This window comes from Anabaena sp. FACHB-83 (assembly GCF_014697485.1).
Classification (GTDB): Bacteria; Cyanobacteriota; Cyanobacteriia; order Cyanobacteriales; family Nostocaceae; genus Nostoc_B.
This window is the reverse complement of sequence record NZ_JACJRY010000002.1, coordinates 261,863-281,956: the sequence shown is the minus strand read 5'-3', so window position 1 is coordinate 281,956 and position 20,094 is coordinate 261,863. Positions and strand designations below refer to the sequence as shown.

The window sequence follows — 20,094 nt, the reverse complement described above, 5'->3', positions numbered from 1 at the left end:
CCCTGTAATCTCTTGCTGCTGAAGTTTGGTTCACTAGCAACAATTTAGCTTACTTATATATTATCACTCTGATAGGTTTGTTCTATAAATAAGTGTGTATTCTCATAAAGATATTGGTTAAATATCACAAAAAAATATCAAAATGCAGCACAAAATACATTTAATTATTTAATAGTATGTTTATTCAGACTGCTTGTTTAATATCAAAATTTATAGATATTGATTTGTTTACTAGGTAACAATTATTTTTTGAAATTAAGTTTTGTAGACATAGTTCATGTATCAATATTTTAACTAAAAATATTCTTAAGTAGTGATATATTGTGCTACTTATTTCAACTCAAATTCTCCCTCTAGCGGAGTATTTTTAGTAGTATGACTGTTAGCTTTAGAGGCTTTGTATAAATTATATCTAGTAATTTTATAAAGAAAATCTAAAAAATCACCTTGATATTCCAAAAAGTTGGTATTGTTTCAAACAATCATGATTTAAAAAGAAATAAAAACATGGAAATTAGTGCGCGTAATGCGTTAAAAACCACCGTTAAGAAGGTTATAACTGGTTCAGTTAATACTGAAGTAACTTTAGAATTAGCACCTGGAATAGAGTTAGTCTCTATTATTACCAAAACCTCAGCCGATAACCTGGGTTTGGTAGAAGGTAAGCAAGCTTATGCTGTTATTAAAGCGTCCGATGTTATTGTCGCTATTGATTGATAAATCACTAATTCATTAAATGGAATTTTTTTATTTTTGTAGAGACGTTGTATACAACGTCTCTACAGAATTTATATATTACGCGATGTGCAACTTATGTTTGAAACCCCTCTCCAAACCTCTCCCCGACGCGGAGAGAGGCTTTAAGTCTTGCTCCCCTTCCCTACCAGGGAAGGGGTTGGGGGTTAGGTTTGAGAGAAAGTTGCACACGGCGTTATCTTACATATTTTCATTGAGAAGACGCATTTCGACTACGCTCAATGCTCAATAAGCTGACTCAAAGAGGGTTGAGCGAAGCGTTCACTGAGCTTTGCTGAAGTGTGAATACTGAGCGCAGCACCGCCCTGAGCCTGTCGAAGGTGTCGAAGTATCGAAACTAGGTAATCTCACATTAGGTTTAATTTAGTCCTTCTACTTCACCAGTAGTAGATTTTAGCTTGAATTTAGTTATCAACTATCCGCACGTAAATAGTCTGAGCAACTTCTTGGCTTAAACTGAGAGATTCTCCAGCAACTTTCATTTGTAATAAAGGAAGTTGCTGTTCTAGGGTAATACAAGTTCCAATTTTTATGCCTGCTGAATGAATCTGGTCTAGGATTTTCTGATCTTGAGTTTGATAAAAAGCTATAATACCTTGCTCTCCAGGTTGGAGTAGTGCTAAAGAACAGCCGCTTACACTAAAAGGCTTAAACATTAAAAGTATGAAGTGTGAAGTATGAAGTATGAAAGATAATTTTCTTTACCTTTCATATTTTTTGGATTGCTAAAAATAGCTGTAGTGATGAAAAATTGCAGCTATACAATCTGAATCTGTGTAGAGAGATTTTGACTGTATAGCTGCAACTTCTGTGCATAATCTAAGACATCAATTATACGAGGTAAGGCTCTTGGTGAGTCTTGATTGTGCAGTTAGAACGAGGATAGGTAACGCACAACAGAGCAAATCCTTTAGATACTTGCTCATCATCCAAGAAGTTTTGATCAGATTGATCAACTTCACCTTCTGTAACTTTACCTACACAGCTAGAGCAAGAACCTGCATGGCAAGAGAAAGGTAACTCAATACCAGCTTCTTCTGCTGCGTCTAAAATTGTAGTGTCTTCATCTACCTCAATTGTGGTATCGATGTCTTCTTTTTTGTTGATTAATCTTACTTGATAGGTAGCCATTTTCCGATTCTCCTCATTACGGTTCGGTTGGTTCTCGAAGTGTGTCAGTCTCCTCTTCGAGAAAGCATGAATAGGAAGACACAGCATTTGATGAGTTTTATACCTATTTAGATAATGATTAAGACAAATGGATTGATATAACTTAGATGCAGATAGTAATTCTCAATCCAAAATCCAAAATCTAAAATCCAAAATAGTATTAGCTAGTGTCTCTGACATTTAGTGCGGAGTACGTTTACGAAAAGCCTATATGGTTTGACTTAACACTAAAAGAAGACTCTTTTAGCTACAAGGAACACCATCTGGCGTACAGTCTCCTGTTTTGAAAGATTTGCCGCAACCGCAGGTACTAGTTGCATTAGGGTTGGTAAATTTGAAACCGCTTTCTACCACCCCTTCGACAAAATCAATCACGATTCCTTCTAATAAGGGCGCACTTTTGGCATCGACGTAAACCAACACACTACCTTGTTGGATTACTAAATCATCTGGTTGGGGTTGGCTGGTGACATCCATACCATATTCATAGCCATTGCAACCGCCACCTTTGACAGAGATTCGGATACCTTTAGTGCTATTCTCATCAGAACCGGAACCTCGCAGGAAAGCCCGCAAACGAAATTCTGCTTTTTCTGTTAAAGTAACAGTCATTCAATCTCCTAATCTGTAGCGATTGATTGTTCTAATCTAGAATTTGGGTTTTTTGTGATAATTGTCCTTTGTCATTAGGATGTGTTTCAAAAGTCTTAGATCCCCCCAACCCCCCTTAAAAAGGGGGGCTAAGAGCCTCTTAAAGTCCCCCTTTTTAAGGGGGATTTAGGGGGATCTAAAAAGTTCGCCAGTTAAACAAATAGTTTGAAAACATATTTGTAAATACAAATGACTAATGACAAAGGACAAAATACTTATTAAGTTGTAAAATTACTGGTGGTTTCCATTGATGGAGATTGCGAGTATCTCCAAGGTGCATTGTTACCGCATACTTGACAAGAGCGATCGCGGTATGAACGACGCTTGGCAAATTCCATCCGGTTGAAGTCTATTGTCAGCAATTGTGACAATAAAGGCTGACTAAACCCAGTAATCAGCTTGACTGCTTCCAGTGCTGTCAAACAAGCCAATGTCCCAGAAACGGCACCTAGCACGGAGAAACCACGCCGATCCCACTCAGGTTTTTCGGGAAACAGACAAGATAAACAAGGCGTGACACCGGGAATAATTGTTGTCAGGTAAGCTTCCATCCCATCCATTGCAGCTTCTACCATTGGTTTGCGCCAGCGCACACAAGCTGCATTCAACAAATCGCGTTCTGTAAAATTATGAGCGCAGTCCAGTGCCATATCTGCGGACTGTACCAAAGAATCTACATTTTCAGCAGTAACATAATCATGAACCGCTTCGATTTCAATATCAGGATTGATGGCTTGCAAGGTTTCTTTAGCCTTAAATACCCTTGGCTTACCAACCCAATCATCAGTCATGAGAATCTGACGATTCATATCATCAAGGCGTAAATCACCACCCCGGACGAGAATTAGTTTGCCAACGCCTGCTACTGCTAAGTAAAGCGCGGCTGTACCACCTAATCCCCCCACACCTGTAACCAATACTGTCGCTGACTTCAGGCGCTTCTGAGCCGCTTCGCCAAAATTCGGAAGCATCATTTGGCGACTATAACGTTCTAACTCGGTAGGAGTTAGGTTGATCACTATTTACCTCCTAATCAGAAGAGAGTTCTGTCAGCGTAATTACATTTTTGGGCTTGTCTTTAAAGACTTTGAACACCTTTTGTTCTTGGGGTGTTGATTCGAGAAATATCTCGTAAGCCTGTTGTAAAGCCAAGCAATATTGATTCAGTTTTTCTTCAGCAGTTAAATCAGCAGCTTGTTCGTCAATTTCTTGGATATATTGCGAGAACTTTTTCAATATATGGAGACGATTTACATTTACAACTTTTTGGTCGTAAGGTAATTCAAAGAATTTCAAAAATTCTTCGGCATCACTTAATTTTTTGAATTCTTCAATAGTTTTACTCATTTACCCTCCAATGCTGTTAGCTGCTGCTTTAGCTCATCCAGTTGCCGATATATTTCATAAGTTGCGGCTGCAACATCCATAAGTTGTTTGTAATCTGTTGGCAAACCTTCTGCTAAATCATGCAGATCCATTTTCATTTGACCTGCTTTGCTGTTGAGGCGTTTAATTTGAGTTTTCAATTCCTCGATGGTCATTTGTCATTTGTCCTTTGTCATTTGTAAATAAACATGAGTTTGATAAACCTCTCCCCAACCCCTCTCCGACGCGGAGAAGGGCAAAAATATTCTGCGTTTTCAAAGCCTCTCTCCCTGGGGGGGAGAGGTTTGGAGAGGGGTTTAAATAACGAATAACTAATGACTAATGACTAACGTTTAAATCTTGCCTACTTCTGGGAAGCGATTAACTAAATCCAATCCTTTTTGGACAAAAGTTTCGCCTTCTTCTGCTAACTTTTCGAGAGATTCAAAGCCGAAACGATGAGCATCTCTGAGAGTTTTTACTGTTAGCAAAAGCCGACCAGAAAATACTAAAGCCCAGCCGAAGCCCTCATGATTGATATTAATTACAACCTGAGAAATTAGATTGGTTTCTTGTTCAATTCTGGCAGCAACAGCACGGTAAAAAACTAATATCCGGGCTTGAGTTGCGGCATCGACTTCGCCTTCAATGGGGATTTCGCGTTTCTTTTTTTTGGGGACGATGAATGCTTTGAGGATTAATTCATCTGACCAATTACGGTAGAATCCGTAACTATCTTGCCCACGAATTTGGAGAACTAAAGCCTTAATGAAGGGAGAGTTTAAGGCTGCGAGACTAGTAGTGCCGTTAACAGTATTATCTGCGGTCATACAGTTGCTTCATTTTCAAGTTCATCTGTAAAACTTTTGGTTTTGGGTTGGAGAGCTTTCCGCAACCAAGGTGGAGGATTACCTTTAAGAGTTTGGACTAATTTAGTCAATAACTCTTCAATTTTTTCTTCTTCAGTGCGGGCTTTAACTGGGGTGACACCTTTCTTGATTAACTTAGCAGCAGCAGTTCCACCAATTGCTGTTACATAAACAATTGCACAGTCAACCAGTGCATCAAGTTTGGGTGTAATTTTATCTTCGTTACCATCTTCTTTTAGCTCACCCTCAAAGTTGAGAGTGTGTAAAAATTGATATCCTTCGCCATCGATTTCGTAGACATCAATTTCTCTCGCCCAGCCAAAGTGAGCATTGACATGAATGTGGTCACTGGTTGTAAAGGCAATTTTCATTCTGTTCTCCTACTTGTGTAGGGAGTGGGGAGTGGGGAGTGGGGAGTAGAAATTCAGATATTGCTTATTTGCGAGATGATTTTTATAGTTTTGTGGGATGGGCATCTTGCCCGTCCTTATTTATTTCGGGGCGGGCAAGATGCCCACCCTACAAGAATCATCCCTTGATTTAGCAATCCTAAAATTCACTACTCCCTATTCCCTAATCCCAATTCCCCAATTACTAATCATTGAAAAAGTGTTTAACGCGCTCTTCTTCAGCTTCTAAAAAGAGGTTGCCAATGCCAAACAAAAGCTCCATCGTGCCGCGATAACCAACTTTTGTGAATAGACCATTTCCTAAACGGTCGTAGATGGGCAAACCTAAACGATAAAGAGGAATCGACAGACGTTTAGCGATCGCAGCCAGGTTAGAATTACCAATCACTAGGTCAGAACCTACTGCTAGTTCTTCAAAGTCTTCTAAATCGCCGATAGTAACGCTCTTGATGGGGAGTTTTTCGAGTAAAGGCGATCGCGTTGTGGTGACGGCCGCATGAATTTGACATCCCATCGATTGCAAGAAGCGCACTGTTCCCCAAAGTAAATCAGGCTCTAATGCTAGAGATACCCGTTTTGCACCAAAATAAAAGTGCGTATCGAGCATTGCATCTTGCAACTGGCGACGTTGGCGGCGGTATTTTTCGGGGACTGGGTTGCTGCTTAAAATTGATAATGCTTGCAAAAACTCATCTACTGGTTCTAAACCAGTCAATTCCCCAAACACTTCGTAGGGAATGTTGAACCGTTCATCGAGAATTTTGGCAGCACCCCGCATACTTTCACCCAAAGCGATGGTGAAAGCAGAACAACCTACTTGTCGTAGTTGTTTGACGCTTGTACCGCTACCTGTCACCGCACTATAGTTATCTTCTAAGTGACCATCTAAAGAAGCGCCAAGGTCAGGTACAAAGATAGGTTCTAATCCAAAAGCGGTGACAATCTCTTTGATTTCTTGTAAATCGCCGGGAGTAAAAGCAGAACCAGCCAAAATTGTCACTTGTTCGCTTCTAATTCCGCCTGCTTGGGGAATTTCCTTAACGATGCTTTCCACAGCAGTAGCAAAACCATCTTGTAATGCACCTTTAAAATCTGGTGTTGGTGCAAAGATAACGGGGATGTGGTCTAATTCCCGATGGCGATCGCGGATATCCTTTAAGAAGCGTTCAATATCATCGCCTCTGGTTTCGGTTAATCCAGTGGTACACAAACCGATAATTTCTGGCTTGGCCTTTTCTACCAACGTCAGAAGCGCCTGTTCCACATTCTCTTCGCCACCCAAAATCGTAGTTACTTCAGTCATGGCTGTAGTGGCTAAGGGAATCGCTTCCCGAAAATGCCGTACAAGCACAACTTTGGCGAAGGCGGTACACCCTTGAGAACCGTGAAACAGAGGTATCATTCCCTTTAATCCCAAAAAGGCGAGGGATGCACCTAAAGCTTGGCTTTGTTTGAGGGGATTAACTGCAACTGATTTTTCGGGAACAGTAACGATCGCCATCTAAAATACCTCTTCTATTGAAGCAGAGAAAATATCTTCTGCTGACAAACTAAAATTATTTAAAGTCCCTGCTGCTTCATCCCAAGGCGCAGGTTTACGGATTTGACTCCAAATCGGGCTGTAGAGGGCTTCGTATAACTCCCTTGCCATCTCTAACATTCCCATATACCCAGCATACGGATGATGGCGTTCTTGGTTGATGTCAAGGAAAGGAATCCGCGCTTTCAGGGCTGTGTATTGGTTACGACCACCCGCAATTAACATATCAGCGTTGGAGTCACGTACCAATTGCAACAACTCCTGAGCATTGCCTTTTTCTAGCATGATGCCATCCGTACCGAGCAAGCGTTTGATTTTTGCCTTATCTTCTTCCGTACTCTTGCGGGTGCTAGTAGCCACAACTTCTATCCCCAAGTCCTTAGCGGCGGAGATAATAGACCAACTTTTCACACCGCCAGTATACAGAACTACACGCTTACCCTTGAGGCGGGCGCGATAGGGAGCCAAGGCGATATCCAAAGCCGCAGTTTCATCAGCAATTAGCTGTTCAGTCCGCGCTTGTAAATCAGGGTCGCCCAACTTCGCCGCCACATTCCGCAAGCAACGATTTATATCATCAATCCCATAAAAAGACTCTTCAATGTAGGGAATCCCATATTGCTCCTCCATCTTTCTCGCCATATTGAGCAAAGCCCGCGAACAAATCATCACGTTCAACTTGGCACGGTGAGCGTAACGAATTTCTTCATAACGAGCATCACCCGTGATTTTAGATAGTACGCGGATGCCTAATTTTTCAAATAAAGGCAGGACTCCCCACATTTCCCCGGCGATATTGTATTCGCCAATCAAGTTTATATCATAGGGGGTTGTGAACTCCGGTTCTGCTGTCCCGACAACATAATCTAATAAAGCTTCACCGCCAAAACGGTTGCCCAAATTCTTACTCCCAATAAATCCCGGCGCAATCACCGGGACAACCGGAGTCCCTATTTTTTCCGCCGCCGCCTTACAAACAGCATTGATATCATCGCCAATCAAAGCCGTCACACAAGTAGCGTAGACAAACACAGCCTTGGGATTGTAACGCTGATGAATTTCTAAAATTGCCTTGTAAAGCTTCTTCTCACCACCGAAAATCACATCATTTTCCGTCATATCGGTAGTGAAACCTGTTTTATAAAGTACAGGCCCAGAAGATAGACTACCACGACTACCCCAAGAATTACCCGCACAGGCGATCGGGCCGTGAACCAAATGCGCCGCATCAGTAATTGGAACTAGAGCAATCATCGCCCCATCAAAAGCACAGCCACCTTGAGCCGCCCCAGGTTGCGCTTGTTGTGTACAAGACTTATTCTTCTTCTCGCCCTTCTTCTGCTGATTATGTTCGCATCCCGACTCATTCAGCAGTTCATTAACCTTCTTTTGGGTGTTCATCTCTCTTCCTCTGTGTTCTCCGCGCTACGCCAGTTCGCTCAAGTCGGGAAACCCTTTCGGCAGTCGCTCATGGGGGAAACCCCCAAGACCGCGCTACCTCACCACGCGACTGGCTCCTCTGTGGTTCGATAAAAATCCCATCTTCTCTGCTTGAGAAAAAACAGTTAACAATAATCACTTATATATTCACTAGACCTCTTTGCGTCTTTGCGCCTCTGCGTGAGACAAAAAAATATATATGCAAGAGGTCTACCGATTACTGTTAACTGTTAACTGATTACTGTCACAAAAACTTCCTGCAAAAATCTTCACTATACCTGACACACAATTCCCCATGTGCATCAGTAATTCATTTCTATAACATCGACTTTTACAAGAAACTTTAAAGTATGCTTGACTACCAATAACAAAAAACTTGCTTTCTGCTCCAAATACTCCTAAATTAATTGTGAAACTCTTTCTTTCCTCTCTTGGCGTACTTGGCGCACTTGGCGGTTCGTCAAAAAAGAATCCGTTCACAACTCACAAGGATTGCTATAACTTCCAGATAATAAGTAAATTAGCAAATATACCTTGTCACATCCTCACCACATTCATCAGCGAGGTAAGACAAAGCCCGAAAACGTAACCCAACAAACTCATCATAGAGAGGATTTAGCTTACACAAAGCCGGAATATGATAAGTCCGTCCAAATAAACTAATATTTCGCTCAAAAGGGCAACAGCAGGGAATAACCTGACAGATGAGATGAGCGAAGCGATTATTTTTAACATTAATTCCGTCCACAAAACGACGCAGAGGATTAAGTAGAGGAGACTTTTTATAGTTAGGTGGATGGTAATTAACGTGAGAATGAGCGTGATTGATGCTGTCCATGATAGAGAAAACGAATCAAGGGATAGGTAGGTTGAAAAAGTAAAAGGTAAAAAGTCAAAAGGCAAAAGAGTAAATTTCTTTGCCTTTTACCTTTTGACTTACTTAGCTGTTTTTAACAAACCAGCTTGTAGCAATTTCTAGCGAATCAAGTCGAAGGAGATATCGGTCTTACCAGTGATGTTGGTGCTGCGATCCATTTCATCCAACAGGGTGTTAACAACCCAGTTGAGGATATTTAGACCACCTTGGTAGCCAAGGGTAGCATAGCGGTGTAAGTGGTGGCGATCGAACAGAGGATAACCAATCCGCACCATTGGGATTTTGGTATCGCGCCACAGGTACTTACCGTAGGAGTTACCGATGAAGAAGTCTACAGGCTCAGTGAACAACAAAGAGCGTAAGTGCCACAAGTCTTTTTGAATCCAAACGGTAGCTTCTTTACCGAAGGGACTAGCAGCGAGAATAGCTTCCATTTCTTTCTTGAAAACTTCGTCGCCGTTGTTGCAGAGGATGTGTACAGGCTCTGCACCCATTTCTAACAAGAAGCTGGTGATAGAGATGATCAAATCAGGATCGCCGTAGATAGCGAACTTCTTACCATGAATCCAAGCGTAGGAGTCTGTGATAGCATCAACTAAACGACCGCGATCGATTTCCAACTCTTCAGGAATCGCTTTACCAGTCAATTCAGAGATCGCAGTCAAGAACTCGTCAGTACCCTTAACACCGAAGGGACGCAGAACTTGTGTTTCTTGCTTCCACTGGGTTTTAATGTATTCGCGGGTCTTGGGAGTGGTGTAAGCTTGGAGAGCTACTGTTGCCTTAGCGTTGATAGAATCAGCAGCATCTTCCAGCTTGGTACCACCTGGGTACATATCGAATTCACCAGTGTTGGGTGAATCGAAGTAGTCGCTGCTGTCAGACAGAATAGTGTAGTCAACACCCATTGCATTCAACATCCGCTTAACTTCGCGGTTGTTACCAACGTATGTATCAAAACCAGGGATGATGTTGATTTTGCCGTTGCTGGTAGCTTTCTTCTTACCTTCTGTCAGGTTCAACAGAATTCCCTTCATCATGTTGTCGTAACCAGTGATGTGGGAACCTACGAAACTGGGGGTGTGAGCAAAAGGTACTGGGAAATCTTGAGGAATAGAACCAGCATTCTTAGAGTTGGTGATGAACGCCCCTAAATCGTCACCGATAACTTCAGCCATACAGGTGGTGCAAACAGCAATCATCTTAGGCTTGTACAGTTGGTATGAAACTTGCATACCTTCAATCATGTTGTTCAAGCCACCGAATACTGCTGCGTCTTCTGTCATGGAAGAAGAAACTGCGGAGCAAGGCTCTTTATAGTGACGGCTGAGGTGGGTACGGAAGTAAGCCACGCAACCTTGAGAACCTTGAACGAAGGGAAGAGTACCTTCAAAACCTAAAGCCGCGAACATTGCGCCTACAGGTTGACAACCTTTAGCGGGGTTAACGGTTAAAGCTTCACGAGCGAAGTTCTTTTCCCGGTAGTCCCAAGATTTTGTCCATTCAGAAACTCTTTCAACTTCTTCAGGAGGATGTGCGCCTTCAAAGTTCTTTCTCTTGTTTTCAAATAGCTCGGTGTATTCTGGCTGTTTGAATAGATCAACGTGGTCTACAATTCTTTCAGGATTCTGTGGCATTTGTCTATCTCTCTACGCTTGCTGGTTGGTGTAGTAATTGAAGTTTTGGGAGAGCCTGGGGACTTCGCTCCTCCCCTGGGGAGTCACGAGTGATGAATCATGAATAATGAATAAAAGTCTTCATCCAGCATTCAGCATTCACCATTCTTCCCTAGGTTCCTGGGGCGACAAACCCCAGGCTATCCGTTTGATTCTTGGGAATGAATTAAGCAGCAGCCTTAGCTTTAGTAGCAGCTTTCTTCCAAGGAGCGCCAATCAAGCTCCAAGTTGGGCTGTTGAGAGCTAAGTCCATATCACGAGCGAAGATAGCGAATCCGTCATAACCGTGATAAGGGCCGGAGTAATCCCAAGAGTGCATTTGACGGAAGGGAAGACCCATTTTTTGGAAGGCGTACTTCTCTTTAATACCGGAAGCGATTAAATCAGGCTTCTTAGCTTTAACGAATTCCTCGAATTCGTAAGCGGTAACGTCATCGTAAATGATGGTGGCGTTATCGATATAGTGGGTGGTACGTTTGTAGTCGTCGTTGTGAGCGAATTCGTAGCCTGTACCGACAACCTTGATACCCAAATCTTCAAAAGCGGGAACAACGTGGCGAGGACGTAGACCACCTACGTACAACATTACGGTGTTACCTTCCAAGCGAGGACGATACTTTTCAAGTACCGAATTCATCACTGGTGTGTACTTAGCGATGACTTTCTCAGCGTTTTCTTGAATCTTGGAGTCAAATTTAGCTGCAATTTCGCGTAAAGATGCAGCAATTTTGGTGGGGCCGAAGAAGTTGAATTCCATCCAAGGCATACCGTATTGTTCTTCCAAACTACGGCAGATGTAGTTCATAGAACGGTAGCAGTGGATCAGAACTAATTTAGCAGCAGGGCCTTGAATCAACTCGTTGAGTGTACCGTCACCAGACCACTGAGCAACAACACGCAAGCCCATTTCTTCTAATAACATCCGGCTTGCCCAAGCATCACCACCGATGTTGTAGTCACCGATTAATGCTACGTCGTAGGGGCTTGGCTCGAAGTCGATTGTGTTGTTTTTCTTAGCTTTGTCAAATTCAGGGAAAATCCAGTCACGGATAGCGTCGTTAGCGATGTGGTGGCCTAAAGACTGAGATACACCACGGAAACCTTCGCAACGTAGGGGTACAACTGGCTTACCAATTTGCTTAGAAGCTTTTTTAGCAACAGCTTCGATGTCATCCCCGATTAGACCGATGGGACATTCAGATTGAATGGAGATACCACGGCTGAGGGGGAAAAGAACTTCTAGTTCTTCGATGATTTTGGTGAGTTTTTTGTCACCACCGAATACGATGTCGCGTTCTTGGAAGTCGGAGGTGAAGTGCATAGTACCAAAAGAGTTGATACCTGTTACACCTACGTAGTAGTTACGACGACCAGACCAAGACCAGTAACCGCAACCTACTGGGCCGTGGCTGATGTGGATCATGTCCTTAATAGGCCCCCAAACCACACCTTTAGAACCTGCGTAAGCACAACCACGAGCGGTCATTACACCAGGAATGGATTTGATGTTAGACTTAACGCCGCAATCGGATTTGCTTTCTTCGTGGACATTGAGGTGTTTTTCGCGTTTTTTGCGAGCTTTTTCGGGATAAGCTTGCAGAACTTCTTTAATTAGTTCCTTATTTTCATCTACAAGATTCTTGTTTTCTGGAGGTGTCATAGTCTGCCTCGGTAACAGTTAAAGATGGGGAAATCAGGGAAAAAGGGAGAGGAGAAGAATGAAGGCTGAAGGCTAAAGCTGAATGAAGGGAATTTTCATACTTCACACTTCATACTTCATACTTTCCTTGACTCCTAATTAGGGAATTACTTACTTGGTAGCTTCTGCGGGCTTACCAATGATTTCTGCGTGCTTAGAATCGTCATCGAGAATACCGTATTCGATCAACAGTGCTTCTAGTTCATCCATCTCGATTGGTGTAGGAATGGTGAGCTTGTCGTTGTTGATGATCTTCTTAGCTAATGCACGGTATTCGTTACCTTGAATGCTGTCTGGTGCGTACTCGTTAACGGTCATCCGACGCAATTCAGCGTGTTGAACGATGTTGTCACGAGGTACGAAGTGAATCATTTGGGTGTTCAAACGTTCAGCCAAGTTTTCGATCAGTTCAGCTTCACGGTCAACTTTACGGCTGTTACAAATCAAACCACCTAAGCGTACACCACCGGAGTGAGCGTATTTCAAAATACCACGAGCGATGTTGTTTGCAGCGTACATCGCCATCATTTCACCAGAGGTAACGATGTAGATTTCTTGTGCTTTACCTTCACGGATAGGCATAGCGAAACCACCGCATACAACGTCACCCAATACGTCGTAGGATACGAAGTCTAGGTCTTGGTAAGCGCCGTTTTCTTCTAAGAAGTTGATGGCGGTGATGATACCACGACCAGCGCAACCTACACCTGGTTCTGGGCCACCAGATTCTACGCAACGAACACCACGGAAACCGGTGAGCATTACTTCTTCGAGTTCGAGGTCTTCTACTGCACCGCGTTCAGCAGCCAAGTGTAATACGGTGGTTTGAGCTTTGGCATGGAGCATCAAACGGGTGGAGTCAGCTTTAGGGTCGCAACCTACGATCATGATGCGTTGACCCATTTCTGCCATAGCTGCCAGGGTGTTTTGGGAGGTGGTAGATTTACCGATACCGCCTTTACCATAGAAAGCTATCTGTCTGATTCTTTCGTCAGTCATGGTTCTCTTTTCCTACAATTGGTTGGTTAGTGGGTCTTTGTTTTTGTTTGAGAATCTCACGCCTGTTGAGCTATGGCTGTGAGTGGTTGTAGAACGCCGCCGGTGGCGATCGCTCTACCGAAAATCGCGTTAGCATAATGTACATTCGGTTGGTTATGAAGTTGTGAAAGTTCTTTTGGTTGTTGACAGTGAACAGTTAACTGTCAACTGTTAATTAGACTGCTTCTACTACAATGTCTTTGCTAATGCGATCGCGCAGTCTCGATTCAATCGCTATCTTTAAGGTGGCGGTGCTGCTGGGACAAGAACCGCAAGCACCTTTGAGGATGACTTTAACAGTGTTTCCTTCGATGTCGTACAGTTCTACATCTCCACCGTCTGCAATTAAGACGGGTCTGACTTCTTCATCGAGAACTTTTTGAATTAAGGCAATTTTTTGAACGTTTGTTAGTGGTCTTGTGGCTGTGGCTATTTGACCTAATTTAAGAATTTCTGGAGCTTTTATGCCGTTAATGCTGTTTTTACTGGCTGTGGCGACTTCCTGCTCTACATCTTTAATAATATCATCAATTTTTGTTAAACAGGAACCGCATCCGCCACCAGCTTTGACATAATTTGTTACCTGCTCCGCAGTCGTAAGGTTATTTTCTTTCACTACGCGGCGAATTTTTGTATCAGTGATACCAAAGCAGGAGCAAATTAAAACGCCTTCATCATCGTCATCATGGGCAGCCAAAGGAATGCCACGATAATTATAAATTGCGGCTTCTAGGGCTTCTTGACCCATAACTGAGCAGTGCATTTTGGCTTCAGGTAAGCCGCCGAGGTAATTGGCAATATCTTTATTAGATACCTTCAAGGCTTCATCTAAAGTCAAACCCTTAACCATTTCGGTCAATGCACTCGAAGAAGCGATCGCACTGGTACAGCCAAAGGTTTGGAAACGTGCATCCAGAATCTTATCAGATTCTACTTCTACTTTCAGGTGGAGTCTTAAAGCATCACCGCAGGCGATACTTCCTACTTCTCCCGTTGCAACCTTAACTCCAGGTTCACCCGTTTCTTCGATGACTCCCTGATTCTTGGGATCGTAAAACAGTTCTAATACTTTATCTGTGTAGTCCCACATATTTTAAGTGCTGAGTGCTGAGTGCTGAGTTGGGTAGGGGAGTGGGGAGTAGTGAGTGGGGAGTGGTGAAAATATATTTGATTTCCCAACTCTCGTTAGGGGGTGATGAGTAGTAAATTCTTTACCCAACTCCCTATTCCCAACTCCCTACTCCCTATTTACTTACCGATGTGCCAGTGTTTGTTCTTGAGATTGCAGCCAACCTGCGTCGTCGTTTTTGAATGGCGACAGAGCGCGGAGACGTTCTACAATTTCGGGCATGACTTCAATGACGCGATCGATTTCAGCGTCGGTGGTGTAGCGACAAAGGCTGAAGCGAATGGAACCATGCAAAGTAGTGTATGGTAAACCCATTGCCCGGAGAACGTGGGATGGTTCTAGTGAACCGGAGGTGCAAGCGGAACCAGATGAGGCACAGATATTGTGTTTATTTAACAAAAGTAGGATTGCTTCACCTTCGATATATTTAAAACCGATGTTGGTGGTGTTGGGCAATCTATTTTTGATATCGCCGTTAACTTCACAATCAGGGATTTTAGCGAGGAGAGTTTGTTCCAGGCGATCGCGCAACTTTCTTTCTCTCGCAGTTGCTTCTTCTAAATGCAGCAATTCCAACTCGGCTGCTTTTCCTAAACCAACGATACCTGGAACATTCTCTGTACCCGCGCGGCGACCGCGTTCTTGGTGTCCACCAATCAACAGCGGCCGGAATCTCACGCCCCGGCGCACATACAACGCGCCAATCCCTTTGGGTGCGTGAATTTTGTGACCAGACATAGTTAACATATCTACTGTGCTGGTCTTCATGTTCAGGGGAATCTTACCCACTGCTTGCACTGCATCGACGTGGAACAGTGCGCCGCGTTCTTTGACGCGCAATCCAATCTGCTCAATCGGGAAAATCGTACCTGTTTCGTTGTTAGCATACATGATGCTCACCAAGGCGGTATTCCCAGTCAGGGAGGCTTCTAGTTCATCTAGATCCAACTGCCCCTGACTATTCACCGAAAGATAAGTAACACTATAACCTTGGGTTTCTAATTGTTTGCAGACATTCAGCACCGCCGGATGTTCTACTTGGGTGGTGATGATGTGGCGCTTTTCGGGCTGGGCTAACAAAGCGGCGCGAATGGCTGCGTTATCTCCCTCGGTTCCACAACTGGTAAAAACAATTTCTGATTCATCTGCACCTAAGAGGGCGGCTAGTTGTTCCCTGGCTGTTTTCACTGCTTTAGCCAGTTGACCGCCAAAGGTGTGCATACTTGAGGGGTTGGCATAATATTCGGTTAAATAAGGCATCATTGCCTCTAAAACCTGTGGGTCTACCTTAGTAGTCGCATTATTATCTAGATAAATGACGCTCATTATTTATACCCCTAGGATTTCACCCTGATGCTTTTGCATTTGTTCAGAGAACTTCTGAGAATAACAGTCAAACCAACGTTCCCAATAATCTTGTTTTTTTGTTAACTTCCCGACGACACGGTTATATTTAGCAAACCAGCTTTCCCAATAATCGTTTGTTTCTTTAACGCAACCATCACAGGTGGGGCAACCAGCTTTGCATTGAGGTACTGTGTGAATAGTACCAACACAGTCTGTGCATAGTTCAGAATCAATCCAGTGGCGTGAGCCTTCTACTTTAATTGCGCCGGTGGGGCATACAGACTCACAGAGATTGCAGGAAATACATTGGCTGGTAATCTTATAAGCCATGATTATTCTCCTTGCGAATGAGGGGAGTGGGGAGTGGTGAGTAGGGAGTGGGGAGTGGGTAGTGGTGAGTGGGGAGTGGTCAGGGAAAATTCCCTATTGCCTGTTCCCTACTCCCTATTCCCTATTCCCGATTCCCTAATTCTTTGACGTACTGTTCGTAAAACTCTAAAGCAACTTTCTCGATTACGTCGTAAGCTTCAACGGTCTGTATGCCAGCTGCGTGCAATTTTTCTTTGGGACAGTTGCCAATTTTAGAAACCAATACTGCTTTACAATCTGCAATTGTCTTCATGATATTCTCTGCGGTGGCGGCTTCACCGTATCCACCTTGACAATATTGATCAATTTTGCGGTGACTGATAAAGCGGACTTCGTGGCCGTCAACTTCGTAAACTTGGAATTCTTTGACATGGCCGAAGTGTTGGTTCACTAAGCCGCCGCCTTTGGTGGCGACTGCAACTAAGATTTTAGGATTGTTGGCTGCTTGCTGTGTGCCAGCTTTTGCCTTTTCTTTGGCTGCTTTAATTTCTTCTCTAAATTTCTCAATACCTTCGTGAACTTCTTGGCGTTTGCTGAAGTCGTACTCTGGTGTCATTTCCAAGAAATTTTCTTTGGTGAATTCTTGGCTGCGGTCTTCACCTAACAAACCAATGGCATCTGCACGACATTGACGGCAGTGGCGCATCATTTTCATGTTGCCGGCGCATTGGTCTTGAACGGTTTTGAGTTCTGTTTGTGTGGGGCCGCGTTGACCTGTTAAGCCGAAGTGTGTGCCGTGTTCTGGTGCAGAAATCAAAGGCATGATGTTGTGTAGGAATGCACCATGTTCACGAATGGCTTTGTTGACTTCTACTAAGTGTTGGTCGTTGATTCCGGGAATCATCACGGAATTGACTTTGCACAGAATGTCGGCTTCTCTCAGAGCTTGTAAGCCTTCTAACTGCTTTTCGAGCAGGATTCTAGCTCCTTCAATGCCTCTGTAACGCTTGCGCTTATAGTGAACCCAAGAGTAAATCTGTGCGCCGATTTCTGGGTCGATGGTATTTAGGGTGATAGTAACGTGATCTATATTTAGTTGTTTAATGCGATCGATGTATTCAGTTAACATCAAACCGTTGGTTGATAAGCACAGTTTGATATCTGGTGCTTTGTCTGCAACCAACTCAAAGGTGCGGAAGGTTTTTTCGGGGTTGGCGAGGGGGTCGCCAGGGCCAGCAATTCCTAAAACTGTCATTTGAGGAATTTTGCCAGCAATTACTAATGCTTTGTGGGCTGCTTCTTCGGGTGTGAGTAATTCGCTGACTACACCAGGACGGCTTTCGTTGGCGCAGTCATATTTGCGGTTGCAATAGTTGCATTGAATGTTGCAAGCAGGTGCAACTGCAACGTGCATTCTGGCGTAATGGTGGTGAGCTTCTTCGCTGTAGCAGGGATGTTTAGCAATACGCTCTTGGAGCTTTTCGTCCATTTCCACGGTGGCGCTGCTTTTGCTGTCGCATCCGCAACCACCAGATTTTGCTTGGGTTGGTGTCGATTCAGTAACGGAGGAGCCTGTAACCTGTGGTGTCATTGAATTTCGCAAATGTCGGTGGACTAAGCTGCCACTGTGGGAGATGCAGTTGCTATTTGATTTGCCTTAGTAGAATGGAAGTCACGACTCTCACACTGCCCGCAGGAGTGCATCCTTTGGTTGTAGCAAAGCGACTTGGTGGGCAACTTTGCTGATGATGGCAGGCTATGAATCCTTGTGTTCCGGCTGGTGTGTGTCAACTTTTCGGTTTTGGGTAGAGTTGGTGTGGAAAGCCGTGACTTCAATTCACCGAGGCATGGTGCTATCTCATCCCTCCACTCACTTTTGGCTCTCTGTTTTGCTTTGAGCTTTAAGTGATTGGCGATATATGATTTATAGCAGCCGTTGTTGAGCAGGGCTGGTGGTTATTTTTGGATAGAATTTATTGGATTTATTAGATTTGTACTCAAATCTGGAAACCTTGATATTGAGCTATCAAAAAATTTATATATTTTATTTTTGGGTAGGGGTTCTAGTATTTTTAGGTCAGGGTTCTTGTATTTTTAGAGTGGGGTTTAGGATTTCTTTGTACTCAGCTATAACCCAATCTCAGCAAAGTTTTGAGGCAATTTGCTGCTGATTTCGGGATACAAAAAGTTGTACTCAACTGTCCCTTAAATCCTGCTCAAAACCGCGACGGGTAAAGGATTTAGGGGGAAAAACTGGAGTAGATTTGTTGGTACTACTCCAGATACGTGCGAAATTCAATTCTGTATACAACATATCATTTTTTTTTAGAGAAAAATGTAATTCATATTTTCTTAAGTTTTATCAGTTTAATGAAATTAAATCGCACTGAAAAGTATGATATTGTTGGGTTTTGCGGTTCTTGTCCGAGTCAAAATTAATGAATATCAGTTGCAAAAATTAATTTTTTTATATAAAAAGTAAAATATTTTGATATGCAAATAGAAGCATATTTAACAGATAGCATAAAAAGTTAATTACGGCACAAACTGGGGGCGATCGCTACAAATTCCCACACATCACCAGAACTTACGCACAAAGATTATCTGTGGAGATTGGGTGTAAGGGTGAAAGGGTTTGGGGGGTAAGGATTTTGAATCAGTACACCCTTATACCCCTGAACCCCTACACCCTCGCCAAAACCCTTGATTTTTCGTTTTGATGCGTAAGTCCTAATCGCAATAGAGGCTAGTTTTCTACGCTTTCCAAAAAATCATGATAATATGGTTGTTTTATTTTTACCTTGGTTCAAGGTAATACATTTATCTACGTAATATTTCTGATATAAATTTATGCAGAAGAAAGCACTTATTTGTGGTGTTTCAGGTCAAGATGGGGCTTATTTAGCAGAGTTACTCTTAAATCAGGGATACATTGTCTGTGGAACTTCACGAGACGCGCAGATGTCCTCGTTTAGTAATTTAGTGCGTTTGGGTATCCGTGATCAAATTAAATTAGCTTCGGTGGCGTTGACTGATTTTCGTAGTGTTTTGCAGGTTTTGACAAAAATTCAGCCAGATGAAGTTTACAACTTAGCTGGACAAAGTTCTGTGGGTTTGTCTTTTGAACAACCAGTGGAAACGTTAGAGAGTATTGCTACTGGGACTTTGAATTTATTAGAAGCGATTCGTTTTATTGGTGCGCCAATTAAACTTTATAATGCTGGTTCTAGTGAATGCTTTGGGAATACGGGTGAACAGCCAGCCGATGAAGATACACCATTTCGTCCGCGCAGTCCTTATGGTGTGGCTAAGGCTACGGCTTTTTGGGAAGTGGCTAATTACAGAGAAGCTTATGGTTTGTTTGCTTGTTCTGGTATTTTATACAACCATGAGTCACCGTTAAGACCAGAAAGATTTGTCACGCAGAAAATTATTTCTGCGGCTTGTCGTATTGCTAAAGGCGAGCAGAATCACCTTTATTTAGGTAATATATCTGTTCAACGTGACTGGGGTTGGGCTCCTGAGTATGTTGAGGCGATGTATTTAATGTTGCAACAAGATGAACCAGATGATTATGTAATTGCAACTGGTGAGACATCAAAATTAGAAGATTTTGTAGCAGAAGCTTTTGCTTGTTTAGGTTTAGATTGGCAAGAATATGTGACTACGGATGGTAGTTTATTACGACCTACAGATATTGTAATTGGCAGAGGCAACCCAGCCAGGGCTAAAGAAAAGTTAGGATGGCAAGCAAAATACACAATGAAAGATGTAGTGCGAATGATGATAGAAGATAAGCAAAAAGATTATTTGTAATT

General features: G+C 43.0%; 20 protein-coding genes. 2 read left to right on the top strand and 18 right to left on the bottom strand.

What is annotated here, in order from left to right:
• The first annotated feature begins 507 nt into the window (after positions 1 to 507).
• Positions 508 to 717: a molybdopterin-binding protein gene (locus H6G79_RS03400; protein ID WP_190589891.1), complete on the top strand. Its 210-nt coding sequence runs from the start codon at positions 508 to 510 to the stop codon at positions 715 to 717.
• Between the two features lie 443 nt (positions 718 to 1,160).
• Here H6G79_RS03400 and H6G79_RS03395 read toward each other — a convergent pair whose 3' ends face one another.
• From H6G79_RS03395 to nifB, 18 genes are all read right to left on the bottom strand, one after another.
• Positions 1,161 to 1,412, bottom strand: coding sequence for a FeoA family protein (locus H6G79_RS03395; protein WP_190589851.1), 252 nt, complete (start codon positions 1,410 to 1,412; stop codon positions 1,161 to 1,163).
• Between the two features lie 175 nt (positions 1,413 to 1,587).
• On the bottom strand, positions 1,588 to 1,887 hold the full coding sequence (locus H6G79_RS03390; RefSeq protein WP_190589852.1) for a 2Fe-2S iron-sulfur cluster-binding protein: 300 nt from the start codon (positions 1,885 to 1,887) through the stop codon (positions 1,588 to 1,590).
• Positions 1,888 to 2,169: 282 nt separating this feature from the next.
• Positions 2,170 to 2,538 (bottom strand): iron-sulfur cluster assembly accessory protein, encoded by a 369-nt coding sequence (locus H6G79_RS03385; protein ID WP_190589853.1) that lies wholly within the window; start codon positions 2,536 to 2,538, stop codon positions 2,170 to 2,172.
• Positions 2,539 to 2,795: 257 nt separating this feature from the next.
• Positions 2,796 to 3,596 carry a ThiF family adenylyltransferase gene (locus H6G79_RS03380; RefSeq protein ID WP_190589854.1) on the bottom strand — a complete coding sequence of 267 codons (801 nt, stop codon included), beginning with the start codon at positions 3,594 to 3,596 and terminating at the stop codon, positions 2,796 to 2,798.
• A 10-nt stretch (positions 3,597 to 3,606) separates the two neighbouring features.
• Positions 3,607 to 3,924, bottom strand: a complete 318-nt coding sequence (gene nifW / locus H6G79_RS03375) for a nitrogenase-stabilizing/protective protein NifW (protein WP_190589855.1) — start codon at positions 3,922 to 3,924, stop codon at positions 3,607 to 3,609.
• The gene (locus H6G79_RS03370) at positions 3,921 to 4,118 is read right to left on the bottom strand and encodes a CCE_0567 family metalloprotein (RefSeq protein ID WP_190589856.1); all 198 of its coding nucleotides are present in this window, start codon (positions 4,116 to 4,118) and stop codon (positions 3,921 to 3,923) included. The genes nifW and H6G79_RS03370 overlap by 4 nt, the downstream gene beginning before the upstream one ends.
• Positions 4,119 to 4,295: 177 nt before the next feature.
• Positions 4,296 to 4,772 (bottom strand): NifX-associated nitrogen fixation protein, encoded by a 477-nt coding sequence (locus H6G79_RS03365; RefSeq protein ID WP_190589857.1) that lies wholly within the window; start codon positions 4,770 to 4,772, stop codon positions 4,296 to 4,298.
• Positions 4,769 to 5,182: a nitrogen fixation protein NifX gene (nifX, locus tag H6G79_RS03360; protein WP_190589858.1), complete on the bottom strand. Its 414-nt coding sequence runs from the start codon at positions 5,180 to 5,182 to the stop codon at positions 4,769 to 4,771. Before nifX ends, H6G79_RS03365 begins: the two co-directional genes overlap by 4 nt.
• Positions 5,183 to 5,405: 223 nt before the next feature.
• The gene (nifN, locus tag H6G79_RS03355) at positions 5,406 to 6,722 is read right to left on the bottom strand and encodes a nitrogenase iron-molybdenum cofactor biosynthesis protein NifN (protein WP_190589859.1); all 1,317 of its coding nucleotides are present in this window, start codon (positions 6,720 to 6,722) and stop codon (positions 5,406 to 5,408) included.
• Positions 6,723 to 8,162: a nitrogenase iron-molybdenum cofactor biosynthesis protein NifE gene (nifE, locus tag H6G79_RS03350; RefSeq protein ID WP_190589860.1), complete on the bottom strand. Its 1,440-nt coding sequence runs from the start codon at positions 8,160 to 8,162 to the stop codon at positions 6,723 to 6,725.
• A gap of 559 nt (positions 8,163 to 8,721) precedes the next feature.
• Positions 8,722 to 9,039 (bottom strand): Mo-dependent nitrogenase C-terminal domain-containing protein, encoded by a 318-nt coding sequence (locus H6G79_RS03345; RefSeq protein ID WP_190589861.1) that lies wholly within the window; start codon positions 9,037 to 9,039, stop codon positions 8,722 to 8,724.
• 137 nt (positions 9,040 to 9,176) lie between these two features.
• The gene (gene nifK / locus H6G79_RS03340; RefSeq protein ID WP_190589862.1) at positions 9,177 to 10,715 is read right to left on the bottom strand and encodes a nitrogenase molybdenum-iron protein subunit beta; all 1,539 of its coding nucleotides are present in this window, start codon (positions 10,713 to 10,715) and stop codon (positions 9,177 to 9,179) included.
• 205 nt (positions 10,716 to 10,920) lie between these two features.
• Complete coding sequence (gene nifD, locus H6G79_RS03335; RefSeq protein ID WP_190589863.1) at positions 10,921 to 12,414, bottom strand: nitrogenase molybdenum-iron protein alpha chain; 1,494 nt, start codon at positions 12,412 to 12,414, stop codon at positions 10,921 to 10,923.
• Between the two features lie 150 nt (positions 12,415 to 12,564).
• Positions 12,565 to 13,452: a nitrogenase iron protein gene (gene nifH, locus H6G79_RS03330; protein ID WP_190589864.1), complete on the bottom strand. Its 888-nt coding sequence runs from the start codon at positions 13,450 to 13,452 to the stop codon at positions 12,565 to 12,567.
• A gap of 214 nt (positions 13,453 to 13,666) precedes the next feature.
• Positions 13,667 to 14,581 carry a Fe-S cluster assembly protein NifU gene (gene nifU, locus H6G79_RS03325; protein ID WP_190589865.1) on the bottom strand — a complete coding sequence of 305 codons (915 nt, stop codon included), beginning with the start codon at positions 14,579 to 14,581 and terminating at the stop codon, positions 13,667 to 13,669.
• A 162-nt stretch (positions 14,582 to 14,743) separates the two neighbouring features.
• Positions 14,744 to 15,946, bottom strand: coding sequence for a cysteine desulfurase NifS (gene nifS / locus H6G79_RS03320; RefSeq protein ID WP_190589866.1), 1,203 nt, complete (start codon positions 15,944 to 15,946; stop codon positions 14,744 to 14,746).
• Between the two features lie 3 nt (positions 15,947 to 15,949).
• Positions 15,950 to 16,297 (bottom strand): DUF362 domain-containing protein, encoded by a 348-nt coding sequence (locus tag H6G79_RS03315; RefSeq protein WP_190589867.1) that lies wholly within the window; start codon positions 16,295 to 16,297, stop codon positions 15,950 to 15,952.
• Positions 16,298 to 16,418: 121 nt separating this feature from the next.
• Positions 16,419 to 17,867: a nitrogenase cofactor biosynthesis protein NifB gene (gene nifB / locus H6G79_RS03310; RefSeq protein ID WP_190589868.1), complete on the bottom strand. Its 1,449-nt coding sequence runs from the start codon at positions 17,865 to 17,867 to the stop codon at positions 16,419 to 16,421.
• Positions 17,868 to 19,126: 1,259 nt separating this feature from the next.
• Between nifB and H6G79_RS03305 the strand changes: the two genes are divergently transcribed.
• Complete coding sequence (locus tag H6G79_RS03305) at positions 19,127 to 20,092, top strand: GDP-mannose 4,6-dehydratase (RefSeq protein WP_190589869.1); 966 nt, start codon at positions 19,127 to 19,129, stop codon at positions 20,090 to 20,092.
• Positions 20,093 to 20,094: the final 2 nt, after the last annotated feature.